We start from the raw sequence: 16,391 nt of genomic DNA, 5'->3' as shown, positions 1-16,391 counted from the left end.
AAGAACTTCTGCGCGATTGCAGCGATGGCTAGAAAGGCCTTCGTCCAACCCTCAACCGAAACGTCGGTTTCATTGAAGCGCGTATGAAAACTCGTGCCCGTACTTTTGAGCCCCGCGCCGGAAACGGTGTCTGGCCGGGTTTTACCCTGATCGAACTTTTGGTGGTGATCGCTATCATCGCCATTCTCGCCGGGTTGCTTTTGCCCGCGCTGGCCCGGGCCAAGGCGCAGGCTGGCCAGACCTATTGTCTGAACAATCTCAAACAGCTCGGCTACGGCATGATGATGTACCTGCAGGACAATACGGACACGTTCCCCGGCACGGCGTCGCGCAACACCTACGGCTATCACAAGGAAGATTGGATTTACTGGCGGACAAACGTGAAAGCTTATCCACCCATTCAAAGCAGCCCGATCGCGGTGCACATCGGCTCCGTCACCAGCAACCTGTTCCGCTGCCCGCTTGATCGGGACGACAGTGAACGCCGGACGGGTGACGCGAACGGGCCGTATAACTACAGCTATTCGCTCACCAGCCAGGATTTGTCGGGCACCAGGAATCTGGGGATGGCCTCAATTTTCCAGGGGTCTGTGAACAGCCCCGTCGCCTATCTGTTCAAGATGACTTCAGTCGTGCGTCCCACGGACAAAGTGATGCTGGCCGAGGAACAAACCACTCACAAGCGTGGCGAAAGTCCGGATGTCGGCGGCAGCTCGAGCATCATCAACGACGGCCGCTGGTTGTCGCCGGGCGACAGAATCACCGTCCGCCATAACAAGAAGGGCGACATAACGTTCGCAGACAGCCATGTCGGGACCATTCGGGACGATCTTGCGCGCCGCCCGGAGTACTACGATCCGACGCGTTAGCGCCGGCTGTTCCGGCAGGCGTGGAAGGCGACCGCCGGGATCCCATCCGCGGCCGACGGTGTTGAAGAACATGACGAACCAGTTCATCCCATTTATTTTGTGCGCGGGGCTGCTCTCCGGATGCGGCAAAAAAGCCGCCCCGGCCGCGAGTGAACCACAACTCGCGCCCGAACAGGCCGCGCAGATCGAGTCTCAGTACATTCTGCCCACCAACCAGGCTGCACCCGCAACGCCGGCAGACTCCGCAACCCATCCTGCTCGCACGGCGCAGGCTCAACCGGCACAAGCCGCCCAACCCATTCAGCAAAGACTGCAAGGCGCCATTCACGCCCAACTGACTGTCAAACTCCGCATGTACATTGAGAAAAACGGCCGTCTGCCGGACAGTTTCGCCGAATTCGTCAACTCGACCATGGACAGCGCGCCACCCGCGCCGGACGGAATGAAATTTGTCATTGATCCGGCTGACAAGGCGGTGAAGGTCGTCAAGAAATGAGCGCTTTGGTTTATTTCCGCGACGCCGGGCCGCCGCCCCGACCCGCCTGGATGGCGATCTCGACTTCAAATGCACGTAGTTACAACGTGCAAACGATGTTTGAGGATTTAAAGAGCGACCGACAAGAAGCCTATGACGCCGATTGAAATCAGGTGACGACGCGACACTTCACTGCAGGGGAATTGAGTTTGCTGCTGCTAGCAGGCTTGTTATCTGGCGGCGGGCTTCTCGCCATCGTGAACCCGCCGCATGTCATTTTGCACGGCAATTACCCCACTCGGTCCAGCGCCCGGACTGACGTCTCGCCGGCGGCGGCAGAGGAAGCGAGCAAAACGAAAGCGCGGGTCTACGGAATTGTAACCATGCTGGCTGGGCTCGGCCTCGGCGCGCTCGTCTTTTATCCGAAGCGACGTTGGCCAGCAAGGCGGTGAAGGTTCAGAGCGAATTCAGTAAATCACGAAGCGACAGCCAGAGATTTTGCATTGACCGCATCGGTGATGAGTTAATACGTTTACGTGCGATGTCCCAGATGAAAGCCTTCTCGCGACTCAATGTTTTGCATCCCGTTGTGGCGGTCGCCCTTGCGTTGTCGCCGCATGCCGCCGACGCAAAGGACGGCGTCAAGATCATCCAACGGGACGACCGACTGCGCATCGAGATCAACGGCAGGCTGTTCACCGAATATCATTTCAAAAACGTTTCACGCCCGTTTCTTTACCCGGTCCTGGGGCCCGACGAGTTGCCGCTGACGCGCGACTGGCCGATGAAGGACACCGACAATGAACAGCACGATCATCCGCACCAGAAGTCGCTCTGGTTCGAGCACGGTTCCATCAACGGCATCGATTTTTGGAGCGAGGAACCGAAAGCGGGCAGGACGGTCCATCAGAAGTTCACCTCGATCAAATCGGGCCGTAACGAAGGCGTGGTCAGGTCGAAGGACCAGTACGTCGGCCCGGACGGCAAGGTGGTTTGCACCGACGACCGCACGCTCCGCGTCTACGGCCGGCCGGACGACGAACGCCTGTTCGATTTTGAAGTCACCGTCCACGCGTCGAACGGCGACGTAGTTTTCGGCGACACCAAGGAAGGCATGATGGGAGTACGCCTGAACGAAACCCTGCGGCTCGCCCCGAACAAATTCAACCAGGGCAAACCCACCGGCCACATCGTCAACAGCGAAGGCGTGCGCGACGGCGACACCTGGGGCAAGCGCGCCAACTGGGTGGACTACCATGGTCCGGTCGACGGCAAAATCGTCGGCGTGGCAATCTTCGATCATCCGCAGAACCTGCGGCACCCGACCTGGTGGCACGTGCGTGACTACGGACTGTTCGCCGCCAATCCGTTCGGCCTTCATGACTTTGAAAAGAAACCCGTCGGCGCGGGCAACTACACGCTTCCGTCCGGTAAGAGCGTCACGTTCCGCTACCGCTTTTACATTCATCGCGGCGATGAAAAGGAAGCGAAGGTCGCGGAGCGCTATGAGGAGTACGCAAAATCAAAGCGATGAATCCCGCCCTTCGGCACTCACCGCAGCGGAGCACTTTATGAAAACGATCAATCGCAGAACGTTCCTGAAAAGCACAGCCGTCACCGCCGCCGCGTTCAGCCTGCCCGCCTGCTCATGGGCGCGCGTGCCCGGCGCCAACGACGAAATCCGCGTGGCCGTCGTCGGCTTCGGCGGGCGCGGCAAAGACCATATCTCCGAATTGCGGGGGCTGGCGAACAAGAACGTCCGCATCGTCGCGCTTTGCGACGTTGATAAAAGGATCCTTGGCACACAAATCGAGCAGTTCGGCAAGCGCAACGAACAGGTGGCGGGGTTCACGGACATTCGAAAGCTGCTTGAATTGAAAGATCTCGATGCCATCAGCGTCGCCACGCCCAACCACTGGCATTCGCTCGCCACCATCTGGGCGATCCAGGCCGGGAAGGACGTGTACGTGGAAAAACCGGTCTGCCACAACGTCTGGGAAGGCGCCAAGATGGTCGAAGCGGCGCGCAAACACAAAAAAATCGTGCAGGCCGGCACCCAGAGCCGTTCCAGCCAGGCCATCAAGGAAGCGATCGAATGGGTCCGCGCGGGCAACCTCGGCAAGATCAACATCGCCCGGGGACTTTGCTACAAACCGCGAACGAGCATCGGCAAGGTCAGCGCGCCGCAACCGCCGCCGCCGGAGGTGGATTACGATTTGTGGTCCGGCCCCGCCCCGATGGCTCCCATCCGCCGGAAGCGTTTCCACTACGACTGGCATTGGTTCTGGAATTACGGCAACGGCGACATGGGCAACCAGGGCATCCACCAGATGGACATCGCGCGCTGGTTCCTCGGCGAGAGTGAACTGTCACCGCGCGTCTGGAGCGTCGGCGGCCGGCTTGGTTACGACGACGACGGTGAGACGGCCAATACCCAGATCGTTTTCCACGATTATTCTGCGGCACCGCTCATTTTTGAAGTGCGCGGTCTGCCCAAAGACAAATCGCATCAGACGGACAAAGGCTGGAACAGCGGCGACATGGACCGGTTTCCGTCCGACGAAAAGGGCAAGGGTGGCAGTGTCTGCGTGATCGTCCATTGCGAAGGCGGGTATGTGTTCGTCCCGGACTACACCAGCGCGACCGCCTTCGACAAGGAGGGCAAGGAGGTCAAGCACTGGAAAGGATCGTCGAGCCACTTTGAGAATTTTATCGGCGCCATGCGGAGCCGGAAAGTCAGCGACCTGAACGCCGACATCGAGGACGGTTACATTTCCAGCGCGCTGTGCCACACCGGCAACATTTCGTACCAGCTCGGCAAACACGCGTCGCCGGGCGAGATCCTCGAAAAGATCAAGGCGGACAGGGACGCGACGAGCACCTTCGAGCGCATGCAGCACCATCTGGAGGCGAACGGTGTGGATCTGGCCCGGACGCCGGTCGCGCTCGGCGAGTTTTTGAAGATGGACCCGCGCCAGCGGACATTCCCCGGCAACCACGAAGCGAACAAGCTGTTGACGCGCGAGTACCGGAAGCCGTTCGTGGTGCCGGAAAAGGTTTGACCCGCCGAACCCGTCTGTCGTCTGTGCTGGCCGACGAAACCTTGAGCCGCATGAACAACATTACCACGCTGGTCCTGCTGGCCGGATTCATCGCCGCTTCCGGCCGGGCGCCCGATCTGAAGCGGCGGGACGACAGCGGACTCTCCGGCGGCGCGCTGGTCTTCGACAAAGGGAGCAAGCGGCCGTTGCCGGAAGGTTACAAGCTGCTCTACGAACAGAAGTGCGACGAACCGGCCGCTTTGAGGGATTTTGTGATGACCGACCCGAAGGCGTGGCGCTTCGACAGGGCCGACAACGGCGCCGCGTTGGAACTTTTTCAACAAAGCCATTACGAACCGTCCGTCCGCTCGCCCTTCAACCTCGCGTTGATCGCCGACAAGGTGTTTGGCGAGTTCATTCTGGAGGCTGACCTGCTTTCGACCAAGGAACCTTATCCACACCAGGACATGTGCATGTGCTTCGGCGTTCAGGACCCCGCGCACCTCTACTACGTGCACATGGCTGTCGCCGCCGATCCGCACGCGCACAATATTTTCATCGTGAACAATGAGCCGCGCCTGGCCATTGCAAAACAGACGACCGCGGGAATCGTTTGGGGCCTCAACCGTTGGCACCATGTCCGGCTCGAACGCAAATTGAGCGACGGCAGCATCAAGGTTTATTTCGATGATATGACGAAACCGATCATGGTGGGCGCCGACAAAACCTTTGGCGCGGGTTATATCGGCCTCGGCTCGTTTGACGACGTCGGCAAAGTCCGCAACATCCGCGTGTGGGGCCCGTCGGTGGAAACGAAAAAGACCGGGTTTTATTCGAGACCGGAACCGGCGCGCTGAAGTCCCTTTTGGCAGACAGGACCCGCGGCGCGACTGCCTGTTCGTCCTCAATCCTCCGGCCGCTCGCCGCCCGGCGCCATCTTCACCAGTCTGGGCATGAACTCGCCGAGCACTGTCACCAGATCGTTTTGCGCCGCCATCACTTCGCGGATGTTCTTATAGGCCATCGGCACTTCGTCAAGACCGACGCTGATGAGCGTCACGCCGCGCTCGCGGAGAAAACGGTTCACGTCCTTCCAGTTGAATTTCTCATTCGCGGCCTTGCGGCTCATCGCGCGACCCGCGCCGTGCGACGCAGAGTTCAATGAATCCGAATTACCCTTCCCGCTCACAACGAAGCCCGGCGATGCCATCGAGCCGGGAATGATGCCCAGCACATCCCGCCCCGCGGGCGTCGCCCCTTTGCGATGCACGATGACCTCGCGTTCCACGCCATCGATGACGTACCGTTCCTTCCAGGCAAAGTTATGATGGTTCTCCAGATCAAGCAATACCTGCGCGCCGAGGTTTTCCGCGATGTGACGATGGATGCACGCGTGGTTCGCGGCCGCGTATCGGCCCATCAACTCCATCGCGTTCCAGTATTCCTGTCCTTCCCCAGAATCGAGCGACAGCCATGCCAGCCGTTTCAACTCCTTTGGCAGGTCGGAAAACTGGCTGAACGCAATCTTGCTGTAATGATCGCACACCGCCGCGCCCGTGCCGTGACTGCCGCTGTGCGACAGCAACGCCACGTAAGTTCCCGCCGGCAAATGCTGCGTCGCCCCCTCAACCGTCCTTCGGACACCTTCTCCCCCACTGGGAGAGAAGGATGGGATGAGGGGGTGCGTGAGATCGCTGTGCAAAGTGAACAAACCGAACTCCACGAAATGATTTCCGCTCCCGCTCGTGCCCAGTTGCGACCACGCGCGGTCCTTGTTCTGTTTCGTGATCGAGCTGACCGACCAATCCGCGTCCATCACCTCGTGCTCGCGGCGATTCTTGAATGACGCCCCGACACCGAAGCGTGTCTCGGCCTCGATGGCGCGCGTGAGCCGGTCCTGTTTTCGCTCCAGGTCGCGTAACGGGATGTCCAAAACCGTCATCTTCATGCGGCAGGCGATGTCCACGCCGACGGCGTAGGGAATCACCGCGTTCTCCGTGGCCAGCACGCCGCCGATGGGCAGGCCGTAACCGACGTGCGCGTCCGGCATCAACGCGCCCGCCACCGACACGGGCAACAGACACGCCTTCTCCATCTGCATCACGGCCTCGTGATCCAGACCTTCGCCCCACTGCCGATATTTCACCGGCTCGGCGCGAGCTCCTTCGCTCGTGGGAGCGGGAGAAGGTGGCCGCAGGCCGGATGAGGGTTGTTGGGGAGAAAACATTCTCATGCGCGGCGGCGCACTGAGCAATGCCCTGGTGAATTCCTCGCGCAACGGATCGTCCACAAACGCCGACGGATCGGTGACAATCGCCTTCACTTCCTGCTCCAACTGCGTTTTGTCGCCGCCGCCGAGGATGAATCTGGAAATAAAATCCGTCGCGCGGCGGGTCGCCGGTCCCAAGGGCACGCCAAGACGGAGAAAATCTTTGGTGTTCATCAAATCAAAGCTCCATCGGAGCGAAAGATAATAGCCCAGGGCAAACGCAGTGTCACCCTGGGTAAATCGTCCCGCAAAATAATTCTCCCTCTCCTCGCCAAACGAGGAGAGGGCCGGGGTGAGGAGTCGAAAATAGCCGCGCTTGCCGGAAACAATCGTTTCACATACTCTCACGTCAGTAAAAGCAAACCACCAGAGAACCAACAAACCAAAATGATTTAGAACGAGCTCTGTAGTACAACCAGCCAACGAGAGGAGCAGACATCATGGAGAACGAAGCAGCAAACGTCGGCCAGCCTGGAAAGATCGCGTTTCTGGGATACATGGAGTTGGACAGCGGCGCATCGTATCGAGGTGCGATTCTCATCACCGATGATTGGGGCAAGCCTTTGGAGTTTCGTTGCACAGCTCCGGTGAAACCGAACGCCGTGCAGCGGACGCTCTACGGTCAGACGTTATTGCCACACGTCCTTGTCGAGTTGATTGGCGCACCACTTCTCTCGGCCGTTCAAGAACACCCGGAAGTAATCATCATTCAAGAAAGTCTGTTCTTTGACTTGAGGCACAAGACCGACACGCCGGTTGTGCGCCTCCGACGACAAGGGGCGGATGTGAAGTTAAGTAGCGACGGAGCAGAAAAAGCCAAGCCGCTAGTTATGGCTTCAGAGTCTGGCAAGTTTGATCCAATCGTCATGGAGGCGCATTGGCAGTTCGCTGGCGATATGGATTACTCGCGAGAGAAGTTGCGAGAGTTGTTCGGCAGATGGGATTTGGTTGAACCGTTCGAGCGGCTCACCAAAGGCTTGGAATACGTGCATCAGCAGAAAGTTTTGGCGAGTTAGCGTGTCCATTGTTGCCATCATCTTTCGACGCGTTCATTACGGCATTGCGAAAGTGATCGTGCCGGTATCGCCTGCCCGCAATGCTGGCGTCGAAGTCCCACATCTCGCGCCACCGACTTTAAGCTTTCTCGAATCATCCGAATACAGATTCCCCAGCGTTCTTGGCGGCACAGTCGGGCTTCTTTCTGAGCGCGCCAAATGTCAGATATTCAACTTTGACCGGATCAATACGGGTCGAACCGGCATACTTCCATTCGTTTTCACCGAGCCTCGTTCGCAGATCGTCTCGCTCTTATCAGTGCCGACGACCCACGAGCACCTTCAATGGAAACCAACTCGTGTCAGCGTAATCAATGCAAGCGAGTATTGCTTCGTACCGGTTCAGCAGAGGTTGTTTCCACTTTTGGAGCTGCCCGAAACGCTTCTGCATCCGATGGAGCTTCAACGCGCAGAGAGTTTTGTGTCGCGCGTTGAGTTCAGGGCGCTCGCTCTCCCGCAAATCGCTGACTGTCTGAATTTACTCGAACAAGCAGTTCAAATCTCCGGGAATCTTTTCAAGCCGCTTGGCAGGGCGCGAGCCGATGGCAAAGCTTACCGCAAAGCCGAAGGATTCAAATTGACGCAAACATCACAGTCGTTGCCTCAACAACCCGAACCAGAGGATCGCGGCTATCGAAAAAGTTATCGCGAAACGAAAAATGCTGATGGAAGCCACAGCAGACAGCCGATGAGCGTTTGGGATTTACTGCTGCCCCTGCTTCAACCGCCACCGTTTGACCTCACAACACAAGAGCAAGTTTTTCTGCCAGCAGAATTGCTTCCGCACCAGCCGGAGGGCGTCCGTTTTCTGGCGTCACGCGAAGCCGCGCTGTTGGGTGACGGCGTCCAGACTGGTAAAACAATTCAGACCGTCGTGGCGATGAAACTTCTTTTCCAAACGGGCAAGATTGATTCTGCACTCGTCGTCTGCCCAATTCCGTTGCTCATACATTGGCAGAAGCAACTCGAAAAATGGTCGCCGGAGTTGTGGCGGGGCCTGACGGTTGTTCGCAGCACAAGCAAAGACGAGCGCCGGACCATGTGGCGGATGCCAGCGCACGTGTACGCGACTAACTACGAAACCATTGTCAGTGATTTCGAGGACATCGTAGCCATACGGGGAGAAAAAGGATTCGGCCTGATCGTCGCGGATGAAATCCAGCGCATCAAAAACGCGGGAACGGCGACCGCACAAAAGCTCAAACAAGTTGTCGGACACGCTCCCAAGCCGGGCTTTCTGCGAACGGCAGACGACAACCTGACGAAGACTTCAACGTGCAAATACCGCTGGGGACTGTCGGCGACACCGATTGAAAACTCCGTCGAGGACTTGGTTTCAATTTTTGAATTTCTGAAACCGGGGTTGCTCCGTAGGGAATTTGAGAGCGAAGAAACAGCCAAGCGGAAAATCCAACCCTACTTCCTGCGGCGGCGAACCGCGGATGTTGTCAAGCATTTCAAAGAACCACGTCATCAGTCGGTTGTTGTCGAGATGGAAGGCCGCCAGCTTGAAGCTTACGAGCAAGCGTTTCGCGAGTCCGTTGCTGAATTAAAACAGCTCGGCGAGCGCGTCACGCTCACGCATGCGCTGGCAAAGCTTCAAGCTCTCAAGCAACTTTGCAATGTCCACCTCCCAAGTGGCGAAAGCGCCAAGCTGGAATGGTTGTCAGACCAACTGGAACAAATAAAAGCCAATGCTGACAAGGTGCTGTTATTTACCCAATATATTGACAGTGGTCGTGATTTCCTCGCGGAACGGCTTGGCAGATTCGGTTGTGTCAACTACGGGCGTGCAACAACGGACGGCCAGCGACGTGCGTGCATCGAGTCGTTCTCGAATGACGCCAGCAAGGCAGTCTTTGTCGCCAACCCCAAAGTCGCTGGAGTCGGTCTGCCCGATCTTAAAGTGGCGAACTACGTGATTCATTTCGATCACTGGTGGAATCCCGCAGTCGAAGATCAAGCAAACGGACGGATTCTCGGCATTGGGCAAAAGAAGGACGCTTTCATAGTCCACTTGTGGGTTGAGAACAGCATCGAAGGCCGAATCCAAGCCATCCTGTCTCGCAAGCGCGACCTGTTTGGCAGAGTGATTGATTCGCAATCTAATCTGGACGGCACCGGATTGACAGAGGATGAGTTGTTTGAATTGTTTGGGCTTCAAGCGCCCCCGAAAAAGCAAGACTCGGCGAGACCTTCAGTTGGCGAGACTCAAGCGGCTCAGGCGAATCGCGGCGTTCCCGCCAGCGTTCAGGCCGAACAACGAATCGCGTATGCGGCCACAGTCACGCCGCAACAACTTTCAGCAACAGATTTTGAGGATTTAGTGGAGCGTCTCTACACCGGGATGGGTTACTCCGCCCGTCGCACAAAACAGACGAGAGATGGAGGCGTGGATGTTATCGCAATCCGAGATCATCCAACGGGACGAGACAAGCTCGCCATCCAATGCAAGCGACAAGAAGACCCCGTTGGCAGGCCAGAACTGCAAAAGCTCCTGGGTGTGATTACCGCTGACCCTTCTTTTTCCGCTGGCGTCATGGTTACGGCTTCCACTTTTTCAGCAGACGCGCGTCACTTTGCTGAGATGAACGCCCGAATAAAACTGGTGGACAAAAGCACGCTCGCACGACTACTTGTGCAAAGCCGAGTCCCGGTGAAGAAATAGTTTCTGCGGTTCGATTCGACTCCTCACCCCGGCCCTCTCCTCGTTTGGCGAGGAGAGGGAGAATTTTATTTTGTTTATTGAACCCAGGGCGGCGCTCGTTTTCACGTCGCTTGCCCCGGACTATTGGGACTCGTTCGCTCCCGCTCACTCGGCCCTGCGGGCCTTCGCCCGTTCCGGGCTTCGGTTTGATTTGTTTTCTTTTCCATTGGGTCAAGGCACTGCCTTGTCATTCGTTTCGGAACAGTTTCCATTCCGCGATGCCGTGAGCGTTGCAGAGGAGCGCCGTCACCGGCAGTTCCTGCGGCGCGCGCGGCTCGTGGAGCAGCTTCAGCCCGGCTTCGTGCGGCAGGCAATTGCCCGCCCGGTGTCGCCTCGGGATCGTCAGATGCAAAATCCCGTGCTTGACTCTGTCGCGCCACAAGGAATGATGCCGGCGCTCTGAAGGAACAAACCATTGATCGAACCCTCTAACCTACAACTTATGAAAATATCTCTCGTTACCGCACTGCTGGCGCTCGCGTTCGGCTTCGCCGCCCGGGCCGCCGACGTGACGGTCAAAATCAGCAATGTCCACCTCTGCTGCAAGAGTTGCGTCACCGGTGTGGAAAAGGCCGTCGGCGCAATCAGCGGCGCGGCGGCGGCAGTGGACAAGGATGCCCACACGGTGGACCTGACCGGACCCAACACCGCGACGGTGCAGAAAGCGGCCGACGCCCTTGTGGCGGCCGGTTACTACGGGACCAGCAGTGATTCGAAGATCAAAATCAACAGCCGCACCGGCGCCAGCGGCAAAAAAGTGCAATCGCTTCAAGTGAACGGTGTTCACCTGTGTTGCGGCAAATGCGTCACGGCCGTGGACGAGGCGCTCAAGTCCGTCTCCGGCGTGAAGGGCCATACCGCCATGAAGGGAGCCAGATCGTTTGAAGTGACCGGCGACTTCAACGACAGGGAAGTATTCGCCGCGTTGCAGAAGTCCGGGCTCACCGGCAACGCCGGGAAGTAAACGATTCTTCGCCAGAAACGCCCTTCAACCGCGTGAGCGGCGAGGGGCGTTTTGCTTTTATCCGGACTGCGGACCGGGTAACTCGTCTGGCCTTCGGGAGCGGCACGCATCGCGGCATGAAAGTGGTTGAATCCGGAAGAGACTTCGCCAAAATAAGCGTCGCATCCAGCACAAGCATCGCGAGCATGTTGACGCTGACCAGACATTGCCGGACCCGGGCGTTCACGCTGATTGAACTGCTGGTCGTGATCGCGATCATTGCCATCCTCGCCGGGTTGTTGTTGCCCGCGCTCGCCAAAGCGAAGGAAAACGCGAAGAAAGCCTACTGTTACAACAATCTGAAGCAAATGGGCCTGGCCATGATCATGTACGCGGACGATAACAAGGGGCTTATTCCCCGCGGCAATGCGCCCTACTGGTGGCAGTTGTTCATTCCATCGCTCGGCGGGACCAGCGCCACCCGTGACCAATACTCCAGAATCAAAGTTTACACCTGCCCAAGTTATCCGGACAAACGCCAGGTCATCTGTTACGTCGTCAATTCCTGGCAGTTCAGCAGTCCCAGGGACATGACCGGCTCGGAGGTCGTGGGCACGACCGGCGTGAGCAAGGTCCAGCAACCCGTCGATACGATCTATTTCGCCGACAACGAGAGCGCCGCGTGGCGGCCGGTCTTCACCGTCACAAACATCATCGGTTCGAGCGACCTGAACGACGTCTGGAGTCCAACTCACCTGCCCTATGGTTCGGGAGGCCGCGTCCTGAGCGGTGCGCGCAGGGTGGCGGCCGCGCGGCACGGGTTGGGTTGCAACCTCATGTTCTTCGATGGGCATGCGGGCTGGAAAAACACCCGGCGTATGACCGTGGACGACTGGCGCGAGCAGCGTTACTGACCGCAAAGGTGAAGTGGCCTGCCGGGATCCCGTCGGTCAGATGCCCGCATTCCTGACCTTCAATTCAGATCGCGTCCCGTTCCGTTCCTTGCTTCGGCGGCGGACCCTGCTAGAATCCCGCCGTTCATTCATGTGCATTTTTGCCGGACCGTCGATGCGACAATGGAAAAACTGGCGTTCGGAATCCTGCCATGAGTTCGGAAGAGGACACCGTTTATGATGACAAATCAATCTGTCGGGAGGAGCGATTCCCTTTATAAATTCAAGGCGAACCTCGCCACGTTGGTGGCTGCACTGGTCCTGCCGGCGATCCTCCAAACTGAAGCCGCCTCGACCGTCGTTGTTTGGGACACCGGGGCGAGGCTGAGCGACGCCGCGGATGTTCAGGGTCGGGCGGACTGGAAACGCGTGCCGTCCGAGCTTTTCTCGATGGAAGCCGATCCGCCCAAGGCCGCGTCGGACCCGGGATACTACGGCATGGAATACTCGTTCAAGGGCGATGCGGTTGTCGAGAACCGCAGCCTCGTCGCGGTGTTCCGCTCAACGAAAGGGCGGATCGAGATTTACACCAAAGACAATCCGGCCGCGCCCGGCGACGGCGCCGCGAGCGGTGGGCGACCTGCCCGGAAGGTCGCGGAGATCGTTCCGAGCCAAATGAAGACCCGGTCTGCCCGCATCGGCCGGGTGGAGATTCTGCGGAATACGGACGACGAAGCGGCCTTGCAGGTTTTGTTCTCCGCAAACGGAGCCGACGACGCTTCCGTCATGTTCAGCTTCGACAACACAGAGATCGTGGAGATCAAGCCGGCCGAGCACGTGCAGGGCGTCAGCGTCCTGAGCCCGATTGAGTACGGCGTCGCGCCCGGGTTCATCGGTGATGACTTGATCTATTCGGCCGCGGAACACACTTCGGCCGCTTCGATCCATGTTCCGGCGGAGCATGTCTTCGTCGGTTTGCTGGCCGGTGAAGACGCTGAAATTGTGATGACCTGGCCGGAGGTGGAAAAGCCCGTCAGTCTCGCGTTGGGAAATGAACCTCAGGGAAAGCGTCTCATCGAGTCGGTCAATTTCGACGGCCCGGGCCAAAGCATCTACGTGGCTGCATTGACGGCTCCCGGCATCTGGCACAAAGAGAGGTTGACCTCTTCCTATCTCGAAAAAGAAGTGAAGAGCGACTGGAAAAGGCCCTTCCCAGCGAGATGGAAAACCCAGTTGGACGAAGCGGATGTGAAAACCACGTTTGCGTTCAAGGAAGCCAAAGGCCAGATCTGGCGCGGCGTGCCCGGCTCGTACGAGTACCCGGTCTGGTTCGATGGCGACAACGCGTTCTTTCACCTCGGCAAAAAGGTTCCACCGAAGGGCGAGTCGCTCATCTACTTCCTGGAAGGACGGAACACGCCGCTCTCGGTCCGGACACCGGTCGGGATCATGAAGGCGACGCTGGGCCGGACGGTGTGCGATCCGATCCTCGACATTTCCGGGCGGAAGCTGCGCACACACCATCGCCGCGGCGGCGACGGCGTTCATCGGGCCTGCACCTGTGGATGCACGGAAGCGATCCAAGCATTGTTCGAAAAAGGCCAGGAAGTCGCGAAAAAAGATGACGTCAAGGAGGCTCTGGGTGACATGAACTATTTCGTCGAGTGCCACGTGGAGAGGATCGGTGAGTACCGGCATTTTGCCGGGGACATGATCCAATTCCTGCAGGCGAAGAAGGCCGCTGCTCCCGAACTGAAACCGTTTCTCGAAAATCTCGAACAAATCGTTCAGCAAATCCCCCAGGAATACGAAGTGCAGAAGGAGAACATGAAAACGCCGGAATACGTTCAGGATCTCACGCGTCAGACCCTCGCCCTGACGAGCAGCAAGGACCCGAACAATCTGAAAGCCTACATGGAATTGCTCAAGGCATGGAGAGGCGCGGGTGGCGCCCAGGATTATGTCGTCGCCCGATGTCACATGATTACTCGAAAGCTGTGCCAGGAGGCAGGCTATGGTTGCGCGGAGCAACCCAAGGCGGTGGAACTGGCAATGGCGATTCGATCGCGCTGCCGGCAGGTGCTCAGGAATCCGGATGGTTATGAAATCTGGGCGGATTATTGAAGACAGTGCGCCACAAAACCAACGGCTTTGAGATTCATGAAGCGCATTAACATTGTCGCCTTCCTCGTTCCAGTGGTCCTGGCGTTGTTCGTCGGGTGTGAACGCGAGCCTTCAACCGACGTCGTGAAAACGTCCGACCAGAATTCGAGCGCCCCCAACGTACGGCCGAAAGCGAGCGCAGACACGACTCCTGCGGTAACGGATTCCAAATCGCAGATGGTTCAGATTGCCGGCGGCAGGTTCATGATGGGTGACAAGGATGAGGCCGATGCGCCGCCGCATGAAGTCACCGTCAGTTCATTCCTGATGGACCGGCATCTCGTGACGCAGGAACAATTTCAGAAAATCATGGGCGCAAATCCTTCACGCTGGAAGGGAGAGAAGAATCCCGTGGAGCAGTTGCGCTGGTCGGACGCGGTGAGATTCTGCAACAAGCGCTCCGAGCTGGAGGGGCTTCAGCCCTGTTACGACTTGAAGACCTTGCAGTGCAACTTCGACGCGAGCGGTTACCGGCTCCCCACCGAGGCGGAATGGGAATACGCGTGCCGCGCCGGCGCCACGACCGCTTATTTCTTCGGCGACAGCCCGACCAAAGCGGGCGACTACGCGTGGTTCGACAAAAACTCCGGCGGACATCCGCACCCCGTCGGCCAGAAGCAGCCGAATCCGTGGGGACTTTACGACATCGCCGGCAACGTGTGGGAATGGTGCAACGACTTTTACAAGGTGGACTATTATCAGGAATCGCCGCGCGAGAATCCGCGCGGGCCGGGCGAAGGTCAGAACAAGGTGTTGCGCGGCGGCGCCTGGAGATTCAGCGCCGACAACTGCCGCTCCGGCTATCGTTACAACGAAAACCCCGGCCAGTCCGACGTCTGCTTCGGCTACGACATCTATGGCTTCCGGTGTGTGAGAAAGGCTGCCGGCCCGTAGGTCCAGGGAATTGCAGATTATGAACCGCCGAACCTTTCTCCAAACCGCGACCTTGGCTACGACTTCGCTGGCCGCCCTCTCCCGGACCAAAGCCTTCGGAGCCGCGAAACCCAATTGGCCCATCGGCTGTTTCAATCGTCCGTGGACGAAATGGAGCTACGACGAAGCGCTCGATGGCATCAAGGCGGCGGGCTACAAACTCACCGGCTTGCTCACTGGCCAGAAAGGCGAAGCGTTTACTTTGTCCGCGGCCACACCGGAATACCTGGACGGTTTGAAGAAGCGCATCGCGCAACGCGGGCTGGCCGTGAACATGACAGTCGTCCGTTTCAAACCCGACGGAGCGCTCGCCGACAACATCGCCGACCTGCGCAAGCAGATCGAAAACGCCGCGCGGCTGGAATTGAAGTTCATGCTCACATTCGGCGTGGACAAACCGGAGCACTACGAGAATTTTTATCGACTCATGGCCGATGCCGCCGCGCAGACCGACAAGCGCGGCATCCGGCTCGTCCTCAAGCCGCACGGCGGCGGCAGCGGCGCGTCGGAGGAAATCCTGCGCTGCCTCGACAAAGTTGCGCACGCGAACTTCAAAATCTGGTACGACGCCGGCAACATCATCTACTACACCGGCAAGGACCCGCTGGCCGAGTTGGAACCGATCGCGAAACACGTCACCGGCTTTTGTGCGAAGGATTGTGCCGCGCCGAAGGGCGAAGTGATGTCGCAGTTCGGCACCGGCAAAGTGGATTTCAAAGCCGTGTTCGAGAAGCTGAAGAGCGTCGGCTTCAACGGCCCGATCATGGTCGAGGGAGTCAAGGTCGGCGCCACCGCCGAGGAGACGACCGCCAACGCGCGGGCGAACCGGGAGTTTTTGGAGAAGGCGCTCGCATCCGTGTGGTGATGCGGCTTTGGTTGTGCAAGCCGGACAACATCAATATTGATGTGGCACTCGGATGGAATTCACGGTAGAGTTTTACGAAACGAACGCCGGAAGCCGTCCGGTTCAGGAATTCTTGGACGCGCTCAAGGCCAGCGATCCGGACGACTTCGCCGTGGTGCTGGCTGGACTCGCGAAGCTG

At 58.5% G+C, this 16,391-nt stretch carries 15 protein-coding genes; 13 read left to right on the top strand and 2 right to left on the bottom strand.

From position 1 onward, the window contains the following. The first annotated feature begins 83 nt into the window (after positions 1–83). The 6 genes from VN887_10065 (at position 84) to VN887_10040 (ending at position 5,242) form a co-directional block, all read left to right on the top strand. Positions 84–869 carry a prepilin-type N-terminal cleavage/methylation domain-containing protein gene (locus VN887_10065; GenBank protein ID HXT40357.1) on the top strand — a complete coding sequence of 262 codons (786 nt, stop codon included), beginning with the start codon at positions 84–86 and terminating at the stop codon, positions 867–869. Positions 870–939: 70 nt separating this feature from the next. Beyond that, the gene (locus tag VN887_10060) at positions 940–1,365 is read left to right on the top strand and encodes a hypothetical protein (protein HXT40356.1); all 426 of its coding nucleotides are present in this window, start codon (positions 940–942) and stop codon (positions 1,363–1,365) included. Then, the gene (locus VN887_10055; protein ID HXT40355.1) at positions 1,362–1,511 is read left to right on the top strand and encodes a hypothetical protein; all 150 of its coding nucleotides are present in this window, start codon (positions 1,362–1,364) and stop codon (positions 1,509–1,511) included. Before VN887_10060 ends, VN887_10055 begins: the two co-directional genes overlap by 4 nt. A 383-nt stretch (positions 1,512–1,894) precedes the next feature. Next, on the top strand, positions 1,895–2,878 hold the full coding sequence (locus VN887_10050; protein ID HXT40354.1) for a PmoA family protein: 984 nt from the start codon (positions 1,895–1,897) through the stop codon (positions 2,876–2,878). A 37-nt stretch (positions 2,879–2,915) separates the two neighbouring features. After that, positions 2,916–4,406: a Gfo/Idh/MocA family oxidoreductase gene (locus VN887_10045; protein HXT40353.1), complete on the top strand. Its 1,491-nt coding sequence runs from the start codon at positions 2,916–2,918 to the stop codon at positions 4,404–4,406. Between the two features lie 50 nt (positions 4,407–4,456). Next, positions 4,457–5,242: a hypothetical protein gene (locus VN887_10040; GenBank protein ID HXT40352.1), complete on the top strand. Its 786-nt coding sequence runs from the start codon at positions 4,457–4,459 to the stop codon at positions 5,240–5,242. Between the two features lie 47 nt (positions 5,243–5,289). Here VN887_10040 and VN887_10035 read toward each other — a convergent pair whose 3' ends face one another. Continuing rightward, positions 5,290–7,002, bottom strand: coding sequence for an RtcB family protein (locus VN887_10035; GenBank protein ID HXT40351.1), 1,713 nt, complete (start codon positions 7,000–7,002; stop codon positions 5,290–5,292). 92 nt (positions 7,003–7,094) lie between these two features. Here VN887_10035 and VN887_10030 point away from each other — a divergent pair, with 92 nt between their 5' ends. Then, entirely contained in the window at positions 7,095–7,670 is a 576-nt protein-coding gene (locus VN887_10030; GenBank protein HXT40350.1) for a hypothetical protein, read from the top strand. A gap of 433 nt (positions 7,671–8,103) precedes the next feature. Then, the gene (locus VN887_10025; protein HXT40349.1) at positions 8,104–10,377 is read left to right on the top strand and encodes a restriction endonuclease; all 2,274 of its coding nucleotides are present in this window, start codon (positions 8,104–8,106) and stop codon (positions 10,375–10,377) included. 226 nt (positions 10,378–10,603) lie between these two features. Here VN887_10025 and VN887_10020 read toward each other — a convergent pair whose 3' ends face one another. Beyond that, the gene (locus VN887_10020) at positions 10,604–10,768 is read right to left on the bottom strand and encodes a hypothetical protein (protein ID HXT40348.1); all 165 of its coding nucleotides are present in this window, start codon (positions 10,766–10,768) and stop codon (positions 10,604–10,606) included. A gap of 90 nt (positions 10,769–10,858) precedes the next feature. Between VN887_10020 and VN887_10015 the strand changes: the two genes are divergently transcribed. The 5 genes from VN887_10015 (at position 10,859) to VN887_09995 (ending at position 16,213) form a co-directional block, all read left to right on the top strand. Continuing rightward, positions 10,859–11,380: a hypothetical protein gene (locus tag VN887_10015; GenBank protein HXT40347.1), complete on the top strand. Its 522-nt coding sequence runs from the start codon at positions 10,859–10,861 to the stop codon at positions 11,378–11,380. A 116-nt stretch (positions 11,381–11,496) separates the two neighbouring features. Beyond that, entirely contained in the window at positions 11,497–12,273 is a 777-nt protein-coding gene (locus VN887_10010; protein HXT40346.1) for a prepilin-type N-terminal cleavage/methylation domain-containing protein, read from the top strand. Positions 12,274–12,489: 216 nt separating this feature from the next. Next, on the top strand, positions 12,490–14,376 hold the full coding sequence (locus VN887_10005) for a hypothetical protein (protein ID HXT40345.1): 1,887 nt from the start codon (positions 12,490–12,492) through the stop codon (positions 14,374–14,376). A gap of 36 nt (positions 14,377–14,412) precedes the next feature. Further along, the gene (locus VN887_10000; protein HXT40344.1) at positions 14,413–15,309 is read left to right on the top strand and encodes a formylglycine-generating enzyme family protein; all 897 of its coding nucleotides are present in this window, start codon (positions 14,413–14,415) and stop codon (positions 15,307–15,309) included. A gap of 19 nt (positions 15,310–15,328) precedes the next feature. After that, a complete protein-coding gene (locus VN887_09995; protein ID HXT40343.1) occupies positions 15,329–16,213 on the top strand; it encodes a sugar phosphate isomerase/epimerase family protein in 885 nt (294 codons plus the stop codon). The last annotated feature ends 178 nt before the right edge of the window (positions 16,214–16,391 follow it).

Origin of the sequence: Candidatus Angelobacter sp., assembly GCA_035607015.1 — a bacterium.
Taxonomy (GTDB): domain Bacteria; phylum Verrucomicrobiota; class Verrucomicrobiia; order Limisphaerales; family AV2; genus AV2.
Note: the sequence above shows the minus strand (reverse complement) of the source record. Positions and strands in the feature narration are given on the sequence as shown.

Coding starts and splice junctions, on each gene's coding strand:
- VN887_10015 (HXT40347.1), top strand. CDS start 10,859: ATGAAAATATCTCTCGTTACCGCACTGCTGGCGCTCGCGTTCGGCTTC.
- VN887_10005 (HXT40345.1), top strand. CDS start 12,490: ATGATGACAAATCAATCTGTCGGGAGGAGCGATTCCCTTTATAAATTC.
- VN887_10065 (HXT40357.1), top strand. CDS start 84: ATGAAAACTCGTGCCCGTACTTTTGAGCCCCGCGCCGGAAACGGTGTC.
- VN887_10055 (HXT40355.1), top strand. CDS start 1,362: ATGAGCGCTTTGGTTTATTTCCGCGACGCCGGGCCGCCGCCCCGACCC.
- VN887_10000 (HXT40344.1), top strand. CDS start 14,413: ATGAAGCGCATTAACATTGTCGCCTTCCTCGTTCCAGTGGTCCTGGCG.
- VN887_10025 (HXT40349.1), top strand. CDS start 8,104: ATGGAGCTTCAACGCGCAGAGAGTTTTGTGTCGCGCGTTGAGTTCAGG.
- VN887_10030 (HXT40350.1), top strand. CDS start 7,095: ATGGAGAACGAAGCAGCAAACGTCGGCCAGCCTGGAAAGATCGCGTTT.
- VN887_10010 (HXT40346.1), top strand. CDS start 11,497: ATGAAAGTGGTTGAATCCGGAAGAGACTTCGCCAAAATAAGCGTCGCA.
- VN887_09995 (HXT40343.1), top strand. CDS start 15,329: ATGAACCGCCGAACCTTTCTCCAAACCGCGACCTTGGCTACGACTTCG.
- VN887_10045 (HXT40353.1), top strand. CDS start 2,916: ATGAAAACGATCAATCGCAGAACGTTCCTGAAAAGCACAGCCGTCACC.
- VN887_10050 (HXT40354.1), top strand. CDS start 1,895: ATGAAAGCCTTCTCGCGACTCAATGTTTTGCATCCCGTTGTGGCGGTC.
- VN887_10060 (HXT40356.1), top strand. CDS start 940: ATGACGAACCAGTTCATCCCATTTATTTTGTGCGCGGGGCTGCTCTCC.
- VN887_10040 (HXT40352.1), top strand. CDS start 4,457: ATGAACAACATTACCACGCTGGTCCTGCTGGCCGGATTCATCGCCGCT.